Below are 23,233 nucleotides of genomic sequence, written 5' to 3' on the forward strand. Positions count from 1 at the left end.
GGCGGTCGTCGCGCGCCAGCAGCGCCGTCGCCGCGCCGAGCGCGACGACGCCGGCGAGCGTCGCGGCCGCGCCGGCCGGCCGCCACAGGCTGAAGATGACGGCGTGGAGGGTGAGCGGGGTCGCCAGCGCCGCGAGGATCTGGGCCGCGACCGGTCGGGCGACGCGCGTCGCGACCAGCACCAGCGGCACCACGACAGCCGCGTCGCTCACCGGGAACGACCACCATGGCAGGCCCAGATCGATCGGCACCACGACGGCGAGCGGCAACAGCGCCGCGACCGCGACGAACGGGCGGGCGCGGCCCGGCACCACCCACGCGCCGGCCACGGCGAGGGCGAGGAAGACGACGATCAGCTCGCCGGGTTCGAGCGTGGTGTGCCAGGTGCTGGCGACCGGCCCGTGCCCGAGGAGCTCATCCCAGCCCTCCAGAACGGTGAACTGGGCCAGCAGCGCGAGGATGAGCGCGCCGGCGACGCCGAGGGCCAGCCAGGCGTACGCGCCGACGAGCAGGCCGGTACGCCACTCCGCGCGCACAAAGCTGACGGCGACGGCGATGGTCGCGACGACCACCGCGACCGCCCCGACCGGATAGTCCGGCACCGCCCGCGCCCCGACGAGCACGACAGCCGCCACGGCCACGAACGAGCTGATGGACAGAAGCACGCTGAGCACGGTGCGCTCGCCGCTGATCACACCGGGCAGCACGAACACCGCCGCCGCGAACCACGTCGCGGCGGCCGCGACGAGCGCGGCGCGCAGGTCGTCCGCCTCCGCCAGGGCGGACAGCGCGAACGGCCCGGCGACCAGCATGGCGAGGCCGAACCCGAGCCACGCCAGAACGCGCAGGCCGAGCCCGGCGCCCGAGCTCTCCCGCCGGCGCCAGGCGACCGCCGCGTTGAGCAACGCCACGCCGGCGTAGATGGCGGCCCCGAGTGCCGCGGACTCGCCCAGATACGCCCCGAGCAGCGGGATCACCGGCTGGACGGCCAGCAGGGCCACGAACCGCGGGCCGGCGAGCAGCGGACGCCGGGTCAACCGCCCGAGCGCCCGGTAGCCCAGCGCCACACCGACTGTCGTGAGCAGCGCCAACGCGGCGTAGCCGTAGGGTTCGAGGCGTTGGACGCCGGCGAGGTCGGTGGCCCAGACCGCGTACCCGTCGAGGATGACCAGGAACAGGCCGATGATCGCGAAGGTCTCGGCGGTGGCGGTCAGCCCGCGCCACGTCGCGAGCAGCGGGATGCCGAGGGTGACCAGCGTGAACCCGCCGAGGATCGCGGCCCGCGCGCCGATGCCCAGATCGGCCCAGGCGACCAGGGTGAACACGATCGCGCCGACGCCGAGCAGCAGACCGCCCAGCGCGAACAGCACGTTCTGCATGGTCCGCGCCGACGCCTCGCGCGGCCGCGCCGTCGAGACGGCGGCCGGAGCCGTGCTGGTGCCGGCACCCGCCGGCACGTCCACGCTGCCGGGCGTCTGCTGATCTGCCGTGTCGGGAGACTCCTGACCCGCCCAGATGGGAGCCGGCCGGCCGGCGGCGGGCGCGTGCCGGCCCGCCGCGACGCGGGCGCGGACGGAGGCGACGAGCGTGGCGTGGCGCTGCTGGGCCGCGATGAGTTCCTGCACCGCCCGGGTCGCGACGTGCTGGAGCTCGGCCACCCGCTGCTGGGCGCGCAGCGACTCCTGCCGCGCCTCGCTGACGCCGGCCTGCGCCACCTCGACGACGGCGGTCAGGCGGGGCAGTTCCGCGTCGAGCCGGACGACCTCGGCGGCCTCCGGGTCGCCGGGCCGGCCGCAGTTCGGGCAGCCACCGGCGACGGTGGCCGGTGTCATACAGAACGGACAGGGATACGACGCCTCAGCGGGCAAGGTGCACTCTCCACGGGACGGGTCCCGCCATGGTGGCGCATGCCCGCCACGCCCGCTGCCCCGTGGACCGCGTGCCCACGCCCGCAACGCACAGCGTTATGGCGCATCTACTGCTCGTAGGCGTCCGTCGTGCGGATTACCGTGATCGAGTAGGGGGGCAGGGCGACGGCCGCCGCTGAGGCGACCTCCGTGTGCACCGGTGGCTCGTTGCGCAGTGGGTAGCCGCCGTTGCGCTTGCCCTGCTGGGACACCCAGTCCCACTGCTCACCGGAGTACTGGTAGAGGTCCGCGGCCACGTCGAGCGGCCGCCCGCCGGCCACGAGCCGGACGGTGCGGGCCCGCTCCGGGTCCTTGTTGAGCAGGAGTACGGCCAACCGACCGTCCGGACGCCGCGTCGCGTACGCCGTGACCGTCCTACCCACGTCGGTCGACGCGGCGTAGATCGCGTGGTCGCCGTCGCCGGGCTGCGCCCACTGGCGGGTCACCAGTTGGGCGGCGTGGAACGTGACCATCGGGCGGATCTTCCAGTCGTTGTAGAACTGGAAGAGCATCAGGTTGCCCCACGTGTCGCAGGGCTTGCCCTCGTCCTCCTGGAACACCCAGTTGGGTTCCAGGCCGTAGAAGTAGCTGGTCTCCCCGCCCAACGCCAGGAACTGCAGCGCGCTCTCGACGTTGACCATCGCCCCGGGCAGCTCGAGCTCCACCTGCCCGGCGTACGAGCTGTACCCGTACTCCGTGATGATTTTGGGGATGTCCTTCGGGAGGCCGGCCTTCTCCTGGCGGCGGAGGATGTCGGCGAGCATCGCCGGGTGTCGGGCGAGCGCCTTCGCGGGGTCGGCGCAGACGTCGTCGAACGGGTACCACTCGAAGGAGAAGAAGTTGAAGTACCGCATCGCGGCGCGGCGCTTCAGGTAGGCGACGAAGCGGCCCGTCCACGAGCGCGAGCCGGACGCGTCGGGCCAGGTCACCCAGTCGGGGATCGTCGTCTGGTAGCCGGGCCCGCCCAGCTCGATCGCCGGGTCGACGGCCCGGATCGCGCGGGCCACCTGTAGATAGAGCGCGCCGTAGTCCTCGGGGGTGGCGAGCTGGCCGTCGGGCTCCTCGCCCATCTCGACCCGGTGCACCGGGAAACCCTGTCTACGCAGGTAGCGCACCAGCGCGGCGGCGTCCTCCGGCACGCCGTAGAGCACCGGGACGGGCACCATCATCGGCTTGCCCTTGGTGAGGCCGCTCGCGTAGACACGCGCGAAACTGGCGTGCTCGTAGTCGCGGTCCATGTCCACCTTGCGGTGCCACGGGTCCGTCGACGAGGTGTAGATGACCGTCTGACGCTGCGACGGCGCGTGCCGGACGTGGTCCACGCCGCCGCCGTAGACGGACACCTCGCGGATGGCGAAGCCGAGACGGTCGCGGACGTCCTTCGAGCCGGGGACGGCCGTGCGGGACCCGCCGCCGAGCAGGATCCGCACGAACTGCACGTTGAGCGGTGCGGCGGCCACGCGTACCACCTGGTTGTCGCCGTTTCCCGACGCGGAGGGTGAGGGAAAGTCGCGCCACCGCGCCCCCGCCTGGATGGGGAAGAGGGCGTCGTCGCCGGTCCAGTACTGGATCCGGATCCGGGTCGCGTACGGGTCGCCCCAGGCGATGCGCACGGAGTCCACCGGCACCGCGTGCGGGAACGCCACGATCACCCACTGTGGATTGCGGGGCTCGGGCTCGCGGGTGAAGTGCGGGTCGAGGTAGGGATTGCTTTTCCAGTACGTCCGGACGCTGCCGTCCGCGATACGGGAGTACCCGTCGTTGTTGGCCTGGTCGATCGTGTTGCCGCGCCGGGGCAGGTGGTAGCCATAGGAGACGCCCGGGTCGGTGGGCATCGTGTCGTCGGAGGTCCAGTAGCCGCGGTCGCCCTCGCTGAACGTGCCGTGCGGGTTCCAGTGCCACGCCTTGACGCCCAGTTCGGTGCGCAGCCGGTAGCTGATCGAGCCGAACCCCGCCGACTCCATCGCGTCCAGGTTGGTCCTCGTCCACGTGCGGTCGATCTCGCCGCGCTCCAGGCCGTCGACACCCGCGCCGAGCGCCTTGTCGCCGTGCAACGTGCTGACGTGTTTCCGGGTGTCGACGGTGACCGTCCCATCGAATGGGCCGTCGGGCGCCGGCGCGCCGCGACCCGGCCACTCGACGCCGGCTAGCCCGACCAGGGACACGACAGCGAGGATGACCAGGCCGGCGCTGCGCCAACGCCTGCGGGCGCGCCGATGGCTCGGACTCATCGATGGGCTCCTCCGGAGGGGACGGACGGGCTCTGGGTGCAACGAGTAACCGGTTGTCCCGGTGACCCCCTCCACGGACGGGTGACACGCCTGGCAGAATCCGCTTTCATGCATGTCGGCCGATTTCTGGGCGTGGTCTGGGTGCCGGTGGCCGCTGCGCTCGGGCCGGTCATCAGCCAGCGGCACGGCGTCACGCAGTACATCGGCGGGGCGGTGGCCATCTCCGCACCGTTCGTGGCGGCCTGGGTGTGCCACCGGCTCGACGACCGGCGCGCGGGTCAACCCGCCTACGCCGTGGTGCGGTCCGGGCCCGCGCCGTTCGTGGGGCTCGTCGTCGGGATCCTGTGCGTGCTCGGCGCGTACGGCAACGCGGAGCGGTTCTACGGGTCGCAGTTCACCTACGAAGCGGCCGTACGCGTCATCGGGTCCGGGTGCTACGAGGTGGGCGACGTCTGCGTCGAGTACGCCATCCTCGGGCGGCCCGACGACGGGACGCGGCTGCCGTTGGAGATGTTCGACGTGGCGAAGGGGCTACGGGCCGGCGACACGTTGACGGTGCGTTGGGACAAGAACAACTACGCCTCGCCGGTGCCGACGACGTACCCGGTGACCGGGCTCCCCTACGACCGGTCCCCGGCGCCCGTGCCGCTGTGGGGGCTGCCGGGAATCGCCCTGCTCTATCTCGGGGTGGTTGTCTACTACGCGCGGCGCGGGCGTCAGCGGCGCAAGGCGGCGGCCGCCCTGGAGCGGCGGCAGCGGCTGCGCCGGGCGGTCACCCGACCGCTGCGGCGCCGGGTGCCGTCACCGCCGCAGGCCGTCGCCGCGCTCGCGCCGCCGTCCCGCTCCTATCCGACACGGCGCTGATTCCCGGCGTTATCCACAGGCCCGGTTCATCGGCACGCTCGCGGCTGTCCACAGGGGATGCCCGCGGTTCTGTCGCGTCGCTACGGTGCCGTGGTGGACACGACAGTGACGTTCGACGATGTCGACCGGTGGCAGCGCTCCGTCGAGGAACGGGCCGCGCGGGCCCGGGCGCTGTCCGGCCGCCTGGCGGGCCTGACCGCCACCGCCCGCGACCGCGACGGGCTCATCGAGGTCACCGTCGGCGCATCGGGCGTCGTCACGGGCCTGCGTCTCGACGACCGGGTGCGCGACGTGCCGCCCGCGCACCTGGCCCGCGCCATCATGGCCGTGATGGGCGGCGCGCAGTCCCTGCTCGTCGACCAGGTCCGCGAGGCCGCCGCCGAGCTGCTGGGTGCCGAGTCGGCTCAGGCCATCGTCTCGTCCTACGCCCTGCGGCTGCTCCCCACGTCGGACGGCGCCGATGGCCGGCGATGAGGGCACCACCGTCACGCCGGAGGAGCTTCGCGCCCACGCGTGGCACGTGTCCGCCGTCGCCGACCGGGTCGCGCTCGCCCGGCAGGCGGGCGGCACGGTCCGCCTCTCGCCCGGGGCGTACGGCCAGCTGTGCGCGCTCATCCCGGCGGCGCTGGGTCAGCTGCAGGACGCCGTCCTGACCACCCTCGACTCGGCGGACACGGCGCTGCGCGACTCCGTGGACCGGCTGCGCATCGCGGCGGGGTCGTACGAGGTCACCGACGGGCGGGCCCATGACCGGCTGCGGGGCGACTGATGAGCGTCGGGGTGAACCCGCTGGTGGCGGCGCGGGTCGATGGTGAGGTCAAGCCGTGGACGGGGATCTGGCTGGCTGAGGACATCGAGCTGCTCGTCGCGGGGGTGCGGTCGAACAACTGGGTCGACATCAGTCTCGGTGCGATCGGCACGACGCTGGACGGTCTGGCGTTCGTGAGTGATCCGGCGTCGTCGTTGTTGCAGTACGGGTTGTCGTGGATGTTGGAGCAGGTCGCTCCGCTGCGGGACGCACTCGACTGGTTGGCGGGCGACGCGGCGCAGATCGCGGCGCACGCGGCGACGTGGCGCAACATCGCGGCGGATGTGCGGGCCAGCGCGTCCACATTGTCCGGTCATGTGCGCGTCGATGTTGCCGGGTGGGGCGGCACGGCCGGGCCGGCGTACCGGACGTGGTCGGGTGAGCAGAGTGGTGCGCTCTCGGCGTTGGCGCGGGCGGCTGACGCGATGGCGGTCATCACCGAGGCGGCCGGGTTCGTGGTGTCGGCGGTGCGGGCGATGGTCCGCGACGCGATCGCGGTGGTGGTCTCGCGCATGATCGTGTACGCGACGGAGGAGGTGTTCAGTCTCGGGTTCGCCACGCCGTTGGTGGTGGAGCAGGTCAGCACGCTGGTCGCCGCGTGGTCGGCGAAGATCGCGAAGTGGTTGCGCGGGCTGATCACGAGCCTGAACAACCTGATCCCGGCGGTCCGCCACCTCAACACCCTCATCGATAAGATCAAGGAGAATCTTGGGCGGCGGCCTCGCCATGCGCCCGACGGCGATAACAGCAGTAAGCCCACAAAGATCGGCGGCCCGAAGGAGTTCGATCCGCAGGAACTCAGAGGGCTCACACCCGACGAGGTGAAAGCGCGTATCCCTGACGACTGGGAACGCAAGCCATCGGCCAAGGGCGGAGGTGAGTTATTCGTTGACCCCGTCAACAAGGGACGCCAGATACGTATCATGCCTGGTTATCCGCCACACTCACGGCCAGATCCGATGACCTGGGGCCCCTACGTCGTCGTGTCCCAAGGAGGCAACAAGCCCGTGAAGATTCCCCTGGACGGAAACCCAGAACTGTGACCACGCCTGACCGTGCCGACTGGCTCGTCCAGGAGATCTCGGACCTCCTGGACGTGTCGAGCGTCGGACTCTATGAGTTCATGGAGTTCCTCAACGATCCTGACGAGCCCTCGACGATGCAGGAACGGCGAACGATCGCCCAGCAAGCACTGGACCGCCTGATGCGCGAACCGGGAACGTACCTACATTGGCAACGCTGGGCGAAGTTCGAGGAGCTGGATGAGGTCGCGGTGGCCGGACTTCCGGGCGAGGCGTGGGATCCCCCACGGGAAACAGATGGCCTCTACGTAGCAATCGACCGCCGGTGACCCTCGACCGACGCAGATCTCGCCTACAGACTGGGCAGGTGTCCGCGTGGCCTGCGAACCCCTCCGCGATGCCTACCTAGTCGGCGTCAGCCTGGACCGCGCCCACGGCGCGGGCGAAGTCCGGTGTCTACCCGATTAGCTTGCAGGTTCAGCGGCTATCGTCGCATCCGGTAGCCGCAGAACTTGCAGGTCACGTCGCGGGTCGGTGCCCAGCCCGCAAGTTGCGCCGGCCGGCGGACCAGGTGAGTGGGCCCGAGATAACAGGTATCAATCAATATTGACGAAAGTTGGACGTCCGGCCTAACCTCGGTACCGGTTCGGACTGCCACCCTCGGGAGCCGGTGGGCACACACCCGGACCGGTTTTCTGCATCCCGAGGGAAGGAACAACCGTGAACCCCCCACCCCGTCGGCGCGTACGCAAGGTCGTTGTCGGCCTCACCGCGCTGGCCGCTACGGCCGCCACCGCACTGGTGCTGCCCAGCTTCTTCACCGCCGCGAACGCCGCGGCGGACCCAGTCGTCGTGAAGTCCGCGGACTTCGAGGACGGCACTACCCAGGGCTTCACGCGGCGAGGCACGGTGGAGACCGTCGCCAACTCGACCACGGTCGCGCACGCCGGATCGCGGAGCCTCGCCGTCAGCGCCCGGGCCTCCTCCTGGCAGGGGCCGCAGCTCGATGTTCTGTCCACCATGCAGAAGGGCGTCCGGTACACGATCTCCGTGTGGGTGCGCCAGGCGTCCGGCGCCGGGACCGCCCCGTACGGTCTCAGCGTGGAGCGGCGGCTGACCGGCACCACCACCGCCTACGACAACATCGTGCGCAACGTGAGCGTCAGCGACAGCGGCTGGACGCAGTTGACCGGTTCCTACACGCTCGGCAACGACGTGGACTTCCTGACGGTCTACGTCGAGTCGCAGAGCGGCACGTTCGACTTCTTCATCGACGACTTCTCCATGTCGTACGTGCCGGCGCAGCCGGTGCAGACGAACGTCGGCTCGCTGAAGGGCGCGCTGGCGCCGTACTGGTCGCAGGTCGGCGCGGCCGTGTCCCCGTCCACGATCCTCGCCGGCAAGGCCGACCTGCTGAAGATCCACTACAACAGCCTGGTCGCCGGAAACGCGATGAAGTGGGACGCCACCGAGAAGACCGAGGGTGTCTTCAGCTACGGCGACGCGGACACGATCGTCAACTTCGCCACGGCCAACAACATGAAGGTGCGCGGGCACACCTTCGTCTGGCACAACCAGACGCCGGCGTGGGTCTTCCAGGACGCGAACGGCGCCACGATGACGGCCACGGCGGCGAACAAGACGCTGCTGCTCAACCGCCTCAAGGCGCACATCGACGCGCTCGCCGGCCGGTACAAGGGCAAGATCTCGGCCTGGGACGTCGTCAACGAGGTCCTCAACGAGGACGGCACGCCGCGCAACAGCATGTGGTACCAGATCGCCGGCCTGGACTACATCCGCAACGCGTTCACCTGGGCGCGCGCGGCCGACCCGGGCGCGGTCCTGTGCATCAACGACTACAACCTGACGGTCGGGTCCAAGCGCGACGGCATGTACAACCTGGTGAACCAGCTCAAGGGTGAGGGCATCCCGATCGACTGCGTCGGCAGCCAGATGCACAACAACATCAACTGGCCGACCGCGTCCGACACCTCGGCGATGCTCGACAAGTTCGCGGCGCTGAACGTCACGCAGCAGATCACCGAGATGGACGTGTCGATCTACACGGACAACACCTCGTCGTACACCACCGTCACCGACGCCCACCAGACCGCCCTGGCGACCCGGTACAAGGCGCTGTTCGATGTGTTCAAGGCCAAGGCGTCGCTGATCAGCTCGGTGACCTTCTGGGGCGTTTCGGACGACGACAGCTGGCTGCAGACCTGGCCGATCGCCCGACTCGACGCGCCGCTGCTGTTCGACTCGCAGCTGCAGGTCAAGCCGGCGTACTGGGCGGTGACCGGCCTCAACCCGAGCGGCACCGTCACCACCGCCGTGGCGACCACCACCCGCCCGCCGACAAGCGCGGTCCCGACCAGCGCCGTGGCCACCACGCGGCCGCCGACGAGCGCGGTGGCCACGACCGGGTCGACCGGTCCGTGCAGGGTGACCTACGCGGTCGCGGGCCAGTGGCCGAGCGGCTTCCAGGGTGACGTGAAGGTCACCAACACGGGCACCACCGCGATCAACAACTGGACGCTGACCTGGACGTTCGCCAACGGCCAGACCATCTCGCAGCTCTGGAACGGCAGCGTCACCCAGAGCGGCGCGAACGTCTCCGTGGCGGGCGCGGCGTGGAACTCGTCGATCGCCGTGAACGCCACGGTGAACGTCGGCTTCCTGGCCAGCTGGAACGACGCCACGAACGCCAGGCCCACCGCGTTCTCGCTCAACGGCACCGCCTGCACGGTCGCCTAGCACCTCCCCGAGCCGGGATAGCAGCGCTATGTAGCCATAGCGCTGCTATCCCGGCCCTTCTGACCGCACTATGGCCACAAATCGCGGAACCCCCATGGGACAATTCGGGCGTGGCAGACGAGCAACCCGTCGCGTTCACCGTCGATGACTACCGGGCGCGGCTCAGAAGAGCGGCGCGGGAAGCGACCGACGCGGGCCTGGCCGGCCTGCTGATCACCCCCGGCCCCGACCTCACCTATCTCACGGGCTACCAGCCCACCGCGATCACCGAGCGGCTCACCGTGCTGGTGCTCAGCGAGGACGCCGCGCCCACCCTGCTCGTCCCGGTCCTGGAACGCCCCGACGCCGAGTCCGCGACCGGCGCCCCGGCCCTCACCCTGACCGACTGGCGCGACGGGGACGACCCGTACAGCACGGCGGCGCCGTTGATCAGGCCCGGCGCCCGCTACGGCATCTCCGACTCGGCGTGGGCGATGCACGTCCTCGGCCTGCAGCACGCGCTGCCCGAGACGAGCTACGCGAGCCTCACCCAGGCGCTGCCCATGTTGCGCGCCGTCAAGGACCCCCACGAGCTGGGGCGCCTGGCCGCGGCGGGCCTCGCCGCCGACGAGACGTTCAAGAACATTCTGGGAGTACGCTTCGCCGGCCGCGCCGAGAACGACGTCGCCGCCGACCTGGCCCGCCTGCTGCGGGAGCACGGCCACAGCCAGGTCGACTTCACGGTGGTCGGCTCCGGGCCCAACGGCGCGAACCCGCACCACGAGGCGGGCGACCGGGTCATCAACGAGGGCGACATGGTGGTCCTCGACTTCGGCGGCCTGAAGTTCGGCTACGGTTCGGACACCACCCGCACGGTGCACGTCGGCGAGCCGACCGAGGAGGAGCGCGAGGTCCACGACCTCGTCCGGCAGGCCCAGCAGGCGGGCTTCGAGGCGGTCCGCCCCGGCGTCGCGTGCGAGGAGATCGACCGCGCGGCCCGAAAAGTGATCACCGACGCGGGTTACGGCGAGTACTTCATCCACCGCACCGGCCACGGCATCGGGCTGACCACGCACGAGCCGCCGTACCTGGTGGAGGGCGAGCACCGCCCGCTCGTGCCGGGCATGTGCTTCTCCATCGAGCCGGGCGTCTACCTGCCCGGCCGCTTCGGCGTACGCATCGAGGACATCGTGACGTGCACCCCGGACGGCGGGCGGCGCCTCAACAACACGCCGCATGAGATGGCGATCGTGAGCTGACCGACGGTGGTCAGCGACCACCTCGCGCGCTGGGTGCTGGTGCCCAACGTCGTGCTGGAGCTGGTGTGCGGCGTGCGCTACCCGCTGGTCGCCCGACGGCTCGCGCAGACAAGGATGGTCCCGCCGCGCACCGCGGCGGGACCATCCGACGTTCCTCAGTAGCGGGGGTCCTCCGGCGCGTCGTACGTGGTGTCCGTGCGGGTCGTCGCGACGGGGGTGCGCGCGTCCGACACGGACGTGACGGTCCGGCGCCGGTTCCAGATCGTCATGGTGAGGATGAGTCCGACGACACCGGCGACCATCAGCACCCAGCCGACGACCTCCAGGTCGAGCCAGCCGACGGAAACGTCCACGGCAAACGCGATGATCGCGCCAACGGCGATCAAAAAGATGCTGCCACCGATACCCACGGTGCTCTCCTTCCGACCCCCACCCACTACCCGCCCCGCCGCTCCCCCGAAACCGCCCGCCCGACGTTTGGACCGTGAGGCCGGTTATGGCGCGCGGAATTCCATGCGTAACGGCCCAAACGTCGGCAGGGCCCGCCGGAGGCGGGCCACGACGCGGCGGTGCCCGCCCCGCGACGTTGCGGGGCGGGCACCGGGTGAGAGGGGTGGGTTAGTGCGCGCCCGCCCCCGTGAGGGAACGGACCTCCAACTCCGCGTACTTCTCCTCGTCGCGCTCGCGGCTCGTGGCCGCGCCGATGGCGGCGAACAGGAAGCCGAGCGGGATGGAGATGAGGCCGGGGTTGGAGAACGGGATCGGCGCGTCCGTCGTGCAGCTGAACAACGCGGACGCGTTGGCGACCTCCTTGGAGTCGGCCGGCACGCCGCACGTCGCCGCCTGGGCGGGGGTGAGCTTCGCCGCCGGCAGGGTCGACTGCGCGCCGCCCCAGACGATCGGGCTCAGCAGCACGACCAGCAGCGCGGAGCCCAGACCGCCGTAGATGCCCCACGTCGCGCCCCGGGTGTTGAACTTCTTCCAGAACAGCGAGAAGAGGATCGCCGGCAGGTTCGCCGACGCGGCGATCGCGAACGCCACCGCGACGAGGAACGCCACGTTGAGCCCGCGCGCGAAGATGGCCAGCAGGATGGCGATCGCGCCGATGGCGAACGCCGCGTACCGGGCGACCTTGACCTCGTCGCGCTCCCCCGTCTGGCCCTTCTTGATGACGTTGGCGTACAGGTCGTGCGCCACCGAGGAGGACGACGCCAGGGTCAGGCCGGCCACCACGGCGAGGATCGTGGCGAACGCCACCGCGGCGATGACGGCCAGCAGCACCGCTCCGCCCGTACTCCCGCCCAGGTATTTCTCGCCCAACGCCTGGGCGAGCTGCGGCGCGGCCGTGTTGCCCGCGGCGTCCTGCTTGGCGATGTCGGCGGAGCCGACGAGCGCGGCGGCGCCGAAGCCGAGGGCGAGCGTCATCAGGTAGAAGGTGCCGATGATGCCGATCGCCCAGACGACGGACCGGCGGGCGGCCTTCGCGGTGGGCACCGTGTAGAAGCGGATCAGGATGTGCGGCAGGCCGGCCGTGCCGAGGACCAGCGCGAGGCCCAGGGACAGCAGGTCGAGCTTCGAGACCGTGGACGCCGCCACGTTGCCGACGATGTCCTTGCCGTAGCGCTGGCCGGGTTCGAGGAACGCGGCGCCCTTGCCGGACTTCTCGGCCGCGTCGCCGAGCAGGTCGGAGATGTTGAACTTGTACGCCACGAAGACCAGCAGCGTCATGAGCAGCGCGCCCAGCATGAGCATGAACGCCTTGACGATCTGGACGTAGGTGGTGCCCTTCATGCCGCCGATGACGACGTACACGATCATCAGGATGCCGATGAGGATGATCGTCACGATCTTGGCGGTCTCGGCGGACATCCCCATGAACGTCTCGCCGGTCTTGATGCCCAGCAGCAGCGCGACGAGCGACCCGGCACCCACCATCTGCGCGATCAGGTAGAAGATCGACACGACGATGGTGGAGATCGACGCGGCGGTGCGCACGGGCCGCTGGCGCATCCGGAACGCCAGCACGTCGGCCATCGTGTACTTGCCGGAGTTGCGCATCAGCTCCGCGACCAGCAGGAGCGCGACCAGCCAGGCGACGAGGAAGCCGATGGAGTAGAGGAAGCCGTCGTAGCCGGACAGCGCGATGATGCCGGCGATGCCGAGGAACGACGCGGCCGACATGTAGTCGCCGCCGATCGCCATGCCGTTCTGGAAGCTGGAGAACGACCGCCCACCGGCGTAGAAGTCGGTGGCGCTGCGGGTCTGCCGGCTCGCCCAGATCGTGATCCACAAGGTGATCGCGACGAAGACAACAAACAAAACAATCGTGAGAGTACGGGCGGAAACGGCCGGCCCGGCCGCAAGTACGACGGAGTTCACGCCGGCTCCTCTTCCGTGACCGTGCTGGCGCCACCGTTGCCCTCGACCTGGGCCTTGAGGCTCTCCTGCATGGGTTCGAGCTTGTTGGTGGCGTACCGCTCGTAGAGCCACGCGATGAGGAACGTCGTGACGAACTGCAGCAGGCCGAAGATGAGGGCCACGTTGACGTTGCCGAACACCTTCTGACCCATGAAGTCCCGCGCGTACGCGGAGAGGATCACATAGAGCGCGTACCAGATCAGGAAGGCAGCCGTGAACGGGAAGACGAAGCGCCGGAACGCGCGCCGCAGACCCGCGAACTCATCCGATTGCTGCACCTGTAGGTAGCGCGAACCACCGTCGCCGGACGTCGCCTCTGGCTCGTCGGTCGTCATGGTGTCACCGCCTCCGGAATAGAAGCGGGTCGGTGGACAGGACGCGCCACCGGCCCGAATGTGGGTTCCCGGCACGCTAGGTGTGCCGTGGACCACACGCGCCGATCGGCGAGGGCCGCGTGCGCCGAACGGCGGGTGCGCTGCGCCGAGCGCACCGGGCCCGACCGCTCAACGCGGGGTGGTCGCGTCAGCCCGCAGTGCGTCAGGGGCGTGCAGGCGGAGCATGATCGAGCCGATCGCGGCGGGCACGCGCCGTCGCGACATGATCGACACAGTCACCATAACCGTGAAGGCGAGCGGAACGGTCCAGGCGGCGGGCTGTTCGACCAGCGTGGCGGTCCAGCCGGTCAGCGGCGGGCCGACCACGGTGACGAGCACCGCCCCGACGGCCGAGCCGCCGCCGACCACGATGCCGGCCGCGGCGCCGAGGTCGGTGAGGCCGCGCCACCAGATGCCCAGCACCAGCAACGGGCAGAACGACGAGGCCGCCACCGCGAACGCCAGGCCCACGACCTGCGACACGTCGAGGGCGTCCACGCGCAGCGCCAGCACCGCCGGCACCGCCCCCGCGACGACCGCCGACCAGCGGAAGCTGCGCACCGACCCGCGCCCCAGCACATCCGTCGACAGCACGCCGGCCACGGCCGTGAGCAGCCCCGACGACGTGGACAGGAACGCCGCGAACGCGCCGGCCGCCACGAGCGCGCCGAGCACCTCGCCGGTCAGCCCGCCGATCGCCGCGCCCGGCAGCGCCAGCACCACCGTGTCGGTCTCCCCGCTGGCCACCAGGTGCGGCGTGTAGAGCCGGCCGAGCACCCCGTAGAACGTGGGGAACAGATAGAAGAGCCCGACCAGGCCGAGGACGACGAGCGTGGTGCGGCGGGCCGCGGCGCCGTCGGGGTTGGTGTAGAACCGCACGAGTACGTGCGGCAGCCCCATCGTGCCGAGGAACGTCGCCAGGATCAGCGAGTACGTGGCGAACAGGCCGTGCTCCTCGCCGTGCAGCGGCAGCAGCCACGTCACCGGCGACGGGATGGCCGGCCGGTCCTGGCGCTGCCAGTGGGCGAGCAGGAACATCACGGGCACCGCCAGGGCGGTCAACTTCAGCCAGTACTGGAAGGCCTGCACGTACGTGATGGAGCGCATGCCGCCCAGGGCGACGTTGCCGGTCACCACGCCGGCGACGATGAGCACGCCGAGGGAGTAGTGGGCGCCGGTGACCGAGCGCAGCGTCAGGCCGGCGCCCTGCAGCTGGGGCACCAGGTAGAGCCAGCCGATGAAGATGACGAACGCGGTGGCGAGCTTGCGCAGCCATGGGGCGCCGAGGCGCAGCTGGCAGAAGTCGGGCAGGGTGAACGCGCCCGACCGGCGCAGCGGCGCCGCCACGAACAGCAGCAGGGCCAGGTACCCGGCGGCGAAGCCCACGGGGTACCAGAGCACGTCCGCGCCGTACTTGAGGATCAGGCCGGCGACGCCGAGGAACGAGGCCGCGGACAGGTACTCGCCGCTGATCGCGGCCGCGTTCCAGGACGGGCTCACCTCGCGGGAGGCCACCAGGAAGTCGGACGTGGAGCGGGCCAGGCGCAGCCCGTACGCGCCGATGACGACGGTGACGAGGGTGACCGCGACGATCGCGGGCACGGCATAAGCGTTGGTCACGGCCGCTCGACGAGGTCGGTGAAGTCCCGTTCGGCGCGGCTGGCCAGGCGCACGTACGCCCACCCGACGACGAACAGGAACGGGTACGCCAGCGCGCCGAGCAGCAGCCACGGCAGCGAGATCCCGAACGGGCGCGCCTTAGCGACGGCCGGCGCGACGGCGAACAGCAGCGGCAGCCCGCCGAGCCCGATCACCACGACGGCGGCGAGGCGCAGGGCGAGGGCGAGCTGGGCGCGGACCAGGCCGCGCACGAGCGCGTCGCCCACGTGGGTCTGCTCGGTCAGCTCCGCCCGGGTGGCGGCGGTGCGCGGCGGTCGGGCGATGTCCGCGAGCACGACCCGTACCCGTTGCGGGGTGTCCCCGGACATCAACGCGCCCAGTCCTGCTTGGCCGCGCGGACCAGGCGGTCCTTGAGCTCGCGGGTGTGGCGTCGCGCGACGGGCAGCTCGCGCCCGTCGATGACGACCACGTACGCGTTGCCGGCCAGCCGCAGCTCGCTGATGAGCCGCAACTGCACCAGGTAGGACCGGTGGATCCGGACGTAACCGGCGTCCGCCCACCGCTCCGCCAGCGTCGTCAACGGCACCCGGATCAGGTGGGACGCCTCGGCGGTGTGCAGCCGGGCGTAGTCGCCCTGCGCCTCCACCCAGCGCACGGCGGAGCGGGGCAGCAGCCGGGTCGTGCCGGCCAGCTCGACGGGGATCATCACGTCGGGCGCCGCGTCGGCGGCCTCGCGGGCGCGCTGGCCGGCGACGGCCGGGTGGGCGGGCACGAGCCGGGCGGACGCGATGCGCCGCAGCGACTCGGCGAGCCGGTCGGACTGCACGGGCTTGCGCACGTAGTCGACGACGCCGAGGTCGAACGCGTCGGCCGCCCGGTCGTCGTACGCGGTGACGAAGACGATCGCGGGCGGTCGCGCGAAGCGGCTGAGCACCCTGGCCAGCTCGACCCCGTCCAGGCCGGGCATCCGGATGTCGAGGAACGCGGCGTCGATCTCCTCGTCGCGCAGGACGCGCAGGGCCCCGGTCGCGTCGTTCGCGGTGCGCACGGTCGCCACCCGCGGGTCGCCGCGCAGCAGGAACGCCAGCTCGTCGAGCGCCGGCGGTTCGTCATCGACGGCGAGGACACGTAGACCGGTGTAGATATGAGTGCCCATAGGGAGCATCCTCGCGGTTCGGACCCTCCCGCGGCTACCCCTGTCGGTCGTCGCGGTGCGCGGCCCGCGCGAGCAGGATGGCCGTCACGACGAGAAAGAGCAGCGGGCACCCGACCCCGATCACCCGGCCGGCCGTCCACTCCACGGCGACCGGATACCCCACCACGATCGCCAGCATGGGTCCGCCCTCCGCTCCGGTGCGCCTCCATGGTGCGCCGGCTACTGGATCGTCACGTCCCCCGGTCGGCCGCTACCACCTCCTCCGGACCGTCCGCGCCGATGTTCTCGGCCACCGGTGACGGGAGGTCGTAGGGGCGCTCCGCGGGGAGCAGCGAACGGGCGCCCGCCTCGTCGCCGGCGTCCAGGCGGCCGCGGATCCGCCTCGCCAGGGGTGTCACGTCGGTGATGGCGACCGTCCACGTGTCGACGTAGCGGGTCACCGCCTCGCCGGAGAGGCCCACCTGCAGGGACCGGTGCGGAAGCGCTCCCAGTCGCAACGACCGCTCGGGATCCCACTGCACGCGCACCGGACTCGTCCTGAGCCGCCGCGACCACTCGGCGCGGGAGGCGTCGCGATCGCGGTCGTAGTGGCTCAGGCACGCGCGCGCCAGCGCCCACTCGAAGCCCTCACGGGTGATCTCGACGGCCAGCACGTTCTCCTGCCCGTCCTTCAGCGCCCACCCGCAGCGGTACATCATCCATAAAAAGGACGGCTTGATCCACGTCATCCGCTCGCGCTTGAACGGCGCGACGAACCGCCCGGCCGCGAGCGCGGGCCGGGCGATAGCGTCGCCGTACGCCTGGTACACCGTGATCGTGTCGTCGGTGTAGGTGGCGCGGATCTGGCGGTTCGGCACGGTCACACGTGCCATCGTCCAGCGGCGGTCAAGCGACTTCGCGGGTGGTGACCCGGACGAGGCCGGCGGCGAGCGGGAGGGCCACCCACACCGCGACCGATACGCCCAGCTTCGCCCAGTCGCCGCCGGTCATGCCCGGCTCGAACAACGCCATGGTGGTGACCCCCGTGTCGAGCCAGGCCGCGGCCTCGCGCAGCGACCTGATCGTCGCGCCGAGGATGGTCCACACGGTCGGCAGGATCAGGTAGACGACGATGGCGAGCGGGCTGTTGAGCAGCACCATGCCGAACCCCACCCCCATGAGTACGCCGATGATCTGCGCCAGGGCGGTGTACCAGAGGAGTTCGGCGCGGAACGTCCACTCACCGCCGGAGGCCAGCGTCGCGACGGTCGCGACGACGACGCTGACCGGCACGGAGGCGACCCCCGCGAGCGTGGCCGCGACGACCTTCGCGAGGGCGACCCGGTGCCGCCGCGGCACCAGGGTGAACGTGGTCAGCGCCGTCCGCTGCGACCACTCGCTGGTCACCAGCAGGATCCCGAGCACCGGCAGCAGCAGGGCGATGGGCAGCACCGACACAAGGAACGCCGCGGCGAAGGTCCGGTCGCCGGACCCGCCGAAGACGAGCTGCAGGGTGACCAGGGCGGCGGCGAGCACCCCGATGGTGATGAGCAGCCAGCGGCCCGACCGGGTGTCGACGAGCTTGCGCAGCTCGACGACGGTGAGGCGGGCAAGCGACGGGGCGGTCATGACTGGCCTCCGGTACGGGCGAGGAAGAGGTCCTCGAGGCTGCGGCCACCAGCGATCAGGTCGGCGGTGTTCCCCTGCTCGACGACGCGGCCGTTGTGGATGAGGACGATCTGGTCGGCGATGGCCTGCACCTCGCCGAGCAGGTGCGACGACAGCAGGACGGTGCCGCCCCGGTCGGCGAAGCCGCGCAGCAGTGTGCGCATCCAGGCGATGCCCTCCGGGTCGAGTCCGTTGGCCGGCTCGTCGAGAATGAGCATCTCCGGCTCGCCGAGCAGGGCGACGGCCAGGCCGAGCCGCTGGCGCATGCCCAGCGAGTACGCCCGGACGCGCTTGCGCGCCGCGGGGTCGTCGAGGCCGACCTGGGCGAAGAGCTCGGCCACCCGCCGCCGCGGCACCCCCGTGGTGAGGGTGGCGAGGGTGAGCACCTCGCGCCCGGTCCGCCCGCCGTGCTGCGCGGACGCGTCCAGCAGCACGCCCACCCGACGCGCGGGGTTGGGCAGGTCGCGGTAGCGGCCGCCGAGAAGGGTGGCCGACCCGGCCGTCGGCGGGGTCAGCCCGCACAGCATCCGCAGGGTCGTGGACTTGCCGGAGCCGTTGGGGCCCAGGAAACCCGTGACGGTGCCCGGTCGACAGGTGAAGGAGACGTCGTCGACGACCGCGTGACCGGCGTACTTCTTGGTCAGATGGGTTATCTCAATCATGCGGATCAGCGTCGCCGCGCGGCCCGCCCCGCCGCTGCGGCTGTCGGTCTAGGACCGCGCCGACCGAGGTCGGCACGGGATACCGACTTTGGTCGGTATCCGACGACGACAAGGGTTTCTACGATTGCCGCATGACCGCGCCGGACCACCCCTGGCTGTTGCCGGCCAGCCTGACCGGGCGGCGGGCCGCCGGGCGGCACCGGCGCTCGGCGCGTGACTGGCTGATCGACTCGATCGCGTTCCTGGGCGCGCTGATGTTCTGGCTGTACGCGTCGTGGGGCGCGACGCAGCCGGTCTCTCCGCTGGACATCGGGCTCGACGGCCCGGACTGGCTGATCCCGCTCGACTCGGCGCTGGGCCTCGCCTCCTGCTGCGCGCTGTGGCTGCGGCGGCGGTGGCCGGTGGCGCTGGCCATCATCGGGTTGCCGGTCGCCGTCTTCTCGGTCACCTGCGCGTTCGCGCAGGGGTTCATCCTGTTCACGGTCGTGATCCACCGCCCGTTGAGCATCTCGGGGCCGCTGGCCGCCGCCAACGTCGTCGCCGGCACGGCGTTCAACGTGCTGCGCCCAGACCTGGATCTCGGCTGGCTGGGCGCGGTCCTCGCGAACGTTTTCATCATGTCGCTGCTGCTGGCGTGGGGCCTGTTCGTGCGGGCCCGTCGGCAGCTCGTGCTGTCGCTGCGCGACCGGGCGGAGCGGGCCGAGGCGGAGCAGCAGCTGCGGGTGGCCCAGGCGCGGCAGCTGGAGCGCACCCGGCTGGCCCGCGACATGCACGACGTGCTCGCGCACCGGATCTCGCTGCTCAGCCTGCACGCGGGAGCGCTGGAGTTCCGGCCGGACGCCCCGCCCGAGGATGTGTCGAAGGCCGCCGCGGTCATCCGCTCGAGCGCCCACGAGGCGCTGCGCGACCTGCGCGAGGTGCTGGGTGTCCTGCGCGACAGCGACGGGACGGACGACGCGGCGGAGCCGCCGCAGCGCCGCCTCGCGGACCTGCCGAAACTCGTCGGCGAGTCGCGGACCGCGGGCATGCGGGTCGACCTGCACAACGAGGTGATCGGATCCGAGCAGGCGCCCGCCACGGTCGCCACGACGGCGTACCGCCTGGTGCAGGAGGCGTTGACCAACGCGCGCAAGCACGCGCCCGGCGCGAAGGTGAGCATCGAGATGAACGGCGGCCCGGGCGACGGCCTGACCCTGGCGGTGAGCAACCCGCCGCCGGCGGTGCGGGTCGCGGACATCCCGGGCACGGGCACCGGCCTGGCCGGGCTCGCCGAGCGGGTCAGCCTGGTCGGCGGCCACTTCCGCGGCGGCAGCACGCCGACGGGCGACTTCCGCGTACAGGCCTGGTTGCCGTGGCCGGCGTGATCCGGGTCCTCGTGGTCGACGACGACCCGCTCGTCCGCGCCGGGCTATCCATGATCATTGGCGGCGCGCCGGACCTCGCGGTCGTCGGCGAGGTCGCCGACGGCGCCGAGGTGCCCGACGCGGTGCGCACCCACGCCCCGGACGTGGTCCTGATGGACATCCGCATGCCGCGCGTGGACGGGTTGGCCGCGACGTCCGCGCTGCGTGCCGTCCCCGGGGCGCCCGAGGTGCTCGTCCTCACGACGTTCGACATCGACCAGTACGTGCTGCGCGCGCTCCGCGCCGGCGCGGGCGGGTTCCTGCTCAAGGACACCCCGCCCGCCGAGATCGTGGCGGCGATCCGCCGCGTCGCGGCGGGCGAGGCGACCCTCTCCCCCACAGTCACCAGGCAGCTCATCACGCACGTCGTCGCCACGGGCGGCGACGGGCGCCGCGAACGCGCGGTCGGCCTGCTGGGCACGCTGAGTCCGCGCGAGCGCGACGTGGCGCTGGCCGTCGGCCAGGGGCGGTCCAACGCGGAGATCGCCGCCGAGCTGTTCATGTCGGTGGCGACCGTGAAGGCGTACGTCTCCCGGCTGCTCACCAAGCTCGACCTCAACAACCGCGTCCAGATCGCCCTGCTCGTGCACGACGCCGACCTGGTCTGAGAGTCGATCGCTGTAGTTATTCTTGGGACGAAACATGCGGATACCCGCGTGTTTCGTCCCAAGATTGTTCGGGGATCGCGTGGACGGGGTCGCCGCCGATCCTTCAGCAGAAGTCGTCGATGCCGCGGTTGTAACCGCGGTTGTAGCCCCGGTTGTAGGCGCGCTGGTAGGCGCGGGAGCCCCGCGGCGGGCGCTGGCCGCTGAACCGGGAGCCGCCCCGCGAGTCACAGTCGTGACGGGCGTCGGCGTAGCCGTCCCGGATCCCGTCGCGGATCCCATCGGCGAACTCATCGTCATCATCCCAGCGATCCCGGCCCCAGTCCCACCGGTCCCGGTCCCACCGGTCACGATCCCAGCGGTCGCGGTCCCACCGGTCGCGGTCCCAGTCCCACCGGTCCCACCTGTCCCGGTCCCAACGGTCCCAGCGGTCGCGGTCCCAGCGGTCGCGGTCCCAACGGTCGCGGTCCCAACGGTCGCGCCGGTCCCACAGGTCGTCGTCATCCCAGTCGGCCGGGACGAGCAGCGACGGGACGCCGACCACAGTGGATGGCACGGGTGCGGCGGAGGCGGGGGCCTGCGCCGCCACGAGGGCGCTGGCGACCAGGAGTCCACCGGTCACGGCCGCGATGATGCGCGCGTTCATTCTTGCCTCCATCTGGCTCGCACGCTTCTCGAAATTGATTGCCCAAAAAGATTCGAAAACCATAATTAGATAATTTCGGGCATTAGCAGCTTAGTCACCGCGCCGCAGAAGTCGCGGCATCACCGCGTTCCATAGCCTCGCCACGTTCGAGTGACTGATATTGACGACCAAAAGCACGTGGCCCATACGTTGGGCTGTTTCGACATCGTGGCCGAGGCTTTGAGCGCGGCCGCCCGCCAAACCCTGGAGGACCTTATGGCGACCCGCATCCGCGAATACCAGAGCGACCTGGTGCGCAAGTTCGTTTCGCAGGGGCGCGTGGAAGGGCGGGAGCTGGGCCTCGAAGAGGGACTTGAACAGGGACTTGAGCAGGGTCGCGGGGAAGGTCGCACCGAGGGCCGCATCGAAGGACGAATCGAGGGTCGGGCTGAGGGCCGCGCTGAAGGTGAGGCGCGGTCGTTGCTGACCGTGCTGGACGCTCGCGGCATCGAGGTGCCCGCCGACGCCCGCGACCGCATCACGTCGTGCACGGACATCGTGCAGCTGGAGCGGTGGATTCGCCTGGCCACGACGGCGACCTCGGTCGAGGACCTGTTCGCCTGACGCGATCAGGTCGCGCGGGCCGGGTGGACGTCCGGGCGGAACTTCGGGACCCGCATGCTGATCTTCGTGCCGGCGCCGGGAGCGGTCTCCACGACCAGGCCGAAGCCGTCGCCGAAGACCGAGCGCAACCTCTCGTCGACGTTCGCGAGGCCCACGTGCTGGCCGGCGTCGGGCTCGTCGGCGTCCACGGCCCGCGCCAGCACCTCGGGGTCCATGCCGACCCCGTCGTCCTCGACCGTGATGACGCACTCCGCGCCCGCGTCGCGCGCGACGATGCTGACCGTGCCGACGCCCGGCTTCGGGGACACGCCGTGCCGCACCGCGTTCTCGACCAGCGGCTGCAGGCACAGGAACGGCAGGCCCACCGGGAGCACCTCCGGCGCCACCTGCAGCCGGACCTGCAGGCGCTCACCGAACCGCGCCCGCTCGATCGTCAGGTACCGGTCGATGGAACGCAGCTCCTCGGCCAGCGTCGTGTACTCCCCGTGCGACCGGAAGCTGTACCGGGTGAACTCCGCGAACTCGAGGATCAGCTCGCGGGCCCGTTCCGGGTCCGTGCGCACGAACGAGCCGATCGCCGACAGCGCGTTGTAGACGAAGTGCGGGCTGATCTGGGCGCGCAGCGCCCGCAGCTCGGCCCGGGCCAGCCGGGCGCGGGATGAGTCCAGCTCCGCGAGGGCGAGCTGGGTGGCGGCCCATCGGCCGGTCTCCAGGGTGGCGCGCACCATGCCGGGCATGACCTGCTTGTCGGTGACGGCGACCAGCGCGCCCTCGACGGCCTCGCTGTCGGGCCGGATCAGCGCGGCGACCACGGCGCCGCGCACCGCGCAGTCGATCGCGTCGCAGGTGAGGTCACGGGCGCTGAGCACCGTCGACCGCCCGGTGGCGACGGCCCGGCGCGCGGCGGTGGCGAGCTGGTCGCGGTGGTGGTCGTCGGCCCCGTCGTAGGCGAGCAGCCCGTCGCGCCCCGCGACCGCCAACCCCGAAGATCCGATGAGGGTACGCAGGTGGCGCACGGCCTTACCGGCCGTCGCCGCGGACAGCCCGGCGCGCAGCGGCTCGGCGGCCAACCCGGCGGTGTGCAGCACCTCGTAGGTCGCCCGCTGCCCGGCCGTCGCGATGACCCGCCGCCCGCGCTGCCGCGCCACGGCGTACACGGCGGCGCCGAGCGCCATCAGCAGGATGAGCACGGCCACGGCCGCCGACAGGTTGGCGTTCACCCCGTGCATCCTGACGCCTCGACCGCCGGCAGGGAATACGCGGCGCGGCCCGC

General features: G+C 71.3%; 22 protein-coding genes and 3 pseudogenes. 11 read left to right on the top strand and 14 right to left on the bottom strand.

Annotated features, from left to right (window positions below; translation table 11 throughout):
- Together ABD211_RS04180 and ABD211_RS04185 are read right to left on the bottom strand one after the other, a co-directional pair.
- Positions 1 to 1,831, bottom strand: a pseudogene (locus tag ABD211_RS04180) (hypothetical protein); the annotation flags it as partial.
- A gap of 143 nt (positions 1,832 to 1,974) precedes the next feature.
- A complete protein-coding gene (locus ABD211_RS04185) occupies positions 1,975 to 4,137 on the bottom strand; it encodes a discoidin domain-containing protein (protein ID WP_344126378.1) in 2,163 nt (720 codons plus the stop codon).
- Positions 4,138 to 4,245: 108 nt separating this feature from the next.
- Between ABD211_RS04185 and ABD211_RS04190 the strand changes: the two genes are divergently transcribed.
- The 8 genes from ABD211_RS04190 (at position 4,246) to ABD211_RS04225 (ending at position 10,988) form a co-directional block, all read left to right on the top strand.
- Complete coding sequence (locus tag ABD211_RS04190) at positions 4,246 to 5,001, top strand: hypothetical protein (RefSeq protein ID WP_344126380.1); 756 nt, start codon at positions 4,246 to 4,248, stop codon at positions 4,999 to 5,001.
- A gap of 93 nt (positions 5,002 to 5,094) precedes the next feature.
- Positions 5,095 to 5,475, top strand: a complete 381-nt coding sequence (locus ABD211_RS04195) for a YbaB/EbfC family nucleoid-associated protein (RefSeq protein WP_344126382.1) — start codon at positions 5,095 to 5,097, stop codon at positions 5,473 to 5,475.
- A complete protein-coding gene (locus ABD211_RS04200) occupies positions 5,462 to 5,770 on the top strand; it encodes a type VII secretion target (RefSeq protein ID WP_344126384.1) in 309 nt (102 codons plus the stop codon). Before ABD211_RS04195 ends, ABD211_RS04200 begins: the two co-directional genes overlap by 14 nt.
- Entirely contained in the window at positions 5,770 to 6,852 is a 1,083-nt protein-coding gene (locus tag ABD211_RS04205; RefSeq protein ID WP_344126386.1) for a WXG100 family type VII secretion target, read from the top strand. Before ABD211_RS04200 ends, ABD211_RS04205 begins: the two co-directional genes overlap by 1 nt.
- Positions 6,849 to 7,160 (top strand): hypothetical protein, encoded by a 312-nt coding sequence (locus ABD211_RS04210; protein WP_344126389.1) that lies wholly within the window; start codon positions 6,849 to 6,851, stop codon positions 7,158 to 7,160. Before ABD211_RS04205 ends, ABD211_RS04210 begins: the two co-directional genes overlap by 4 nt.
- Positions 7,161 to 7,551: 391 nt before the next feature.
- Positions 7,552 to 9,588: an endo-1,4-beta-xylanase gene (locus tag ABD211_RS04215; RefSeq protein WP_344126391.1), complete on the top strand. Its 2,037-nt coding sequence runs from the start codon at positions 7,552 to 7,554 to the stop codon at positions 9,586 to 9,588.
- Between the two features lie 110 nt (positions 9,589 to 9,698).
- Positions 9,699 to 10,826: an aminopeptidase P family protein gene (locus ABD211_RS04220; protein ID WP_344126393.1), complete on the top strand. Its 1,128-nt coding sequence runs from the start codon at positions 9,699 to 9,701 to the stop codon at positions 10,824 to 10,826.
- 6 nt (positions 10,827 to 10,832) lie between these two features.
- Positions 10,833 to 10,988: a hypothetical protein gene (locus tag ABD211_RS04225; RefSeq protein WP_344126395.1), complete on the top strand. Its 156-nt coding sequence runs from the start codon at positions 10,833 to 10,835 to the stop codon at positions 10,986 to 10,988.
- On the opposite strand, the gene ABD211_RS04230 is transcribed toward ABD211_RS04225, so the two are convergent.
- The 10 genes and pseudogenes from ABD211_RS04230 to ABD211_RS04275 form a co-directional block, all read right to left on the bottom strand.
- Positions 10,982 to 11,236, bottom strand: coding sequence for a DUF6458 family protein (locus ABD211_RS04230; RefSeq protein WP_344126397.1), 255 nt, complete (start codon positions 11,234 to 11,236; stop codon positions 10,982 to 10,984). The two genes, ABD211_RS04225 and ABD211_RS04230, sit on opposite strands and share 7 nt — an antisense overlap.
- 478 nt (positions 11,237 to 11,714) lie before the next feature.
- Positions 11,715 to 13,205: pseudogene (locus ABD211_RS04235) on the bottom strand (solute symporter family protein); the annotation flags it as partial.
- Positions 13,202 to 13,579, bottom strand: coding sequence for a DUF485 domain-containing protein (locus ABD211_RS04240; RefSeq protein WP_344126401.1), 378 nt, complete (start codon positions 13,577 to 13,579; stop codon positions 13,202 to 13,204). The gene ABD211_RS04240 and the pseudogene ABD211_RS04235, both read right to left, overlap by 4 nt.
- A gap of 168 nt (positions 13,580 to 13,747) precedes the next feature.
- The gene (locus ABD211_RS04245; protein WP_344126403.1) at positions 13,748 to 15,238 is read right to left on the bottom strand and encodes a sodium/solute symporter; all 1,491 of its coding nucleotides are present in this window, start codon (positions 15,236 to 15,238) and stop codon (positions 13,748 to 13,750) included.
- Entirely contained in the window at positions 15,235 to 15,606 is a 372-nt protein-coding gene (locus ABD211_RS04250; RefSeq protein WP_425560342.1) for a DUF485 domain-containing protein, read from the bottom strand. The genes ABD211_RS04245 and ABD211_RS04250 overlap by 4 nt, the downstream gene beginning before the upstream one ends.
- On the bottom strand, positions 15,606 to 16,394 hold the full coding sequence (locus ABD211_RS04255; protein WP_344126407.1) for a LytR/AlgR family response regulator transcription factor: 789 nt from the start codon (positions 16,392 to 16,394) through the stop codon (positions 15,606 to 15,608). The genes ABD211_RS04250 and ABD211_RS04255 overlap by 1 nt, the downstream gene beginning before the upstream one ends.
- 34 nt (positions 16,395 to 16,428) lie before the next feature.
- Positions 16,429 to 16,572 (bottom strand): hypothetical protein, encoded by a 144-nt coding sequence (locus ABD211_RS04260; protein WP_344126409.1) that lies wholly within the window; start codon positions 16,570 to 16,572, stop codon positions 16,429 to 16,431.
- Between the two features lie 52 nt (positions 16,573 to 16,624).
- Positions 16,625 to 17,257 (bottom strand): DUF4291 domain-containing protein, encoded by a 633-nt coding sequence (locus tag ABD211_RS04265; protein ID WP_344126411.1) that lies wholly within the window; start codon positions 17,255 to 17,257, stop codon positions 16,625 to 16,627.
- Positions 17,258 to 17,279: 22 nt separating this feature from the next.
- Complete coding sequence (locus tag ABD211_RS04270) at positions 17,280 to 18,002, bottom strand: ABC transporter permease (RefSeq protein ID WP_344126412.1); 723 nt, start codon at positions 18,000 to 18,002, stop codon at positions 17,280 to 17,282.
- A 50-nt stretch (positions 18,003 to 18,052) separates the two neighbouring features.
- Positions 18,053 to 18,703, bottom strand: a pseudogene (locus tag ABD211_RS04275) (ABC transporter ATP-binding protein); the annotation flags it as partial.
- Positions 18,704 to 18,834: 131 nt separating this feature from the next.
- On the opposite strand from ABD211_RS04275, the gene ABD211_RS04280 reads away from it, so the two are divergent.
- Together ABD211_RS04280 and ABD211_RS04285 are read left to right on the top strand one after the other, a co-directional pair.
- A complete protein-coding gene (locus tag ABD211_RS04280; RefSeq protein WP_344126414.1) occupies positions 18,835 to 20,067 on the top strand; it encodes a sensor histidine kinase in 1,233 nt (410 codons plus the stop codon).
- Positions 20,046 to 20,714, top strand: a complete 669-nt coding sequence (locus ABD211_RS04285; RefSeq protein WP_344126434.1) for a response regulator — start codon at positions 20,046 to 20,048, stop codon at positions 20,712 to 20,714. Before ABD211_RS04280 ends, ABD211_RS04285 begins: the two co-directional genes overlap by 22 nt.
- Before the next feature lie 103 nt (positions 20,715 to 20,817).
- Here the strand turns inward: ABD211_RS04285 and ABD211_RS04290 are convergent, their stop codons facing one another.
- Positions 20,818 to 21,357, bottom strand: a complete 540-nt coding sequence (locus ABD211_RS04290) for a hypothetical protein (RefSeq protein ID WP_344126416.1) — start codon at positions 21,355 to 21,357, stop codon at positions 20,818 to 20,820.
- 150 nt (positions 21,358 to 21,507) lie between these two features.
- On the opposite strand from ABD211_RS04290, the gene ABD211_RS04295 reads away from it, so the two are divergent.
- Positions 21,508 to 21,960, top strand: coding sequence for an RpnC/YadD family protein (locus tag ABD211_RS04295; protein ID WP_344126418.1), 453 nt, complete (start codon positions 21,508 to 21,510; stop codon positions 21,958 to 21,960).
- Between the two features lie 5 nt (positions 21,961 to 21,965).
- On the opposite strand, the gene ABD211_RS04300 is transcribed toward ABD211_RS04295, so the two are convergent.
- On the bottom strand, positions 21,966 to 23,180 hold the full coding sequence (locus ABD211_RS04300) for a sensor histidine kinase (RefSeq protein ID WP_344126436.1): 1,215 nt from the start codon (positions 23,178 to 23,180) through the stop codon (positions 21,966 to 21,968).
- Between the last annotated feature and the right edge of the window lie 53 nt (positions 23,181 to 23,233).

This window comes from Luedemannella flava, from assembly GCF_039528515.1.
Classification (GTDB): domain Bacteria; phylum Actinomycetota; class Actinomycetes; order Mycobacteriales; family Micromonosporaceae; genus Luedemannella; species Luedemannella flava.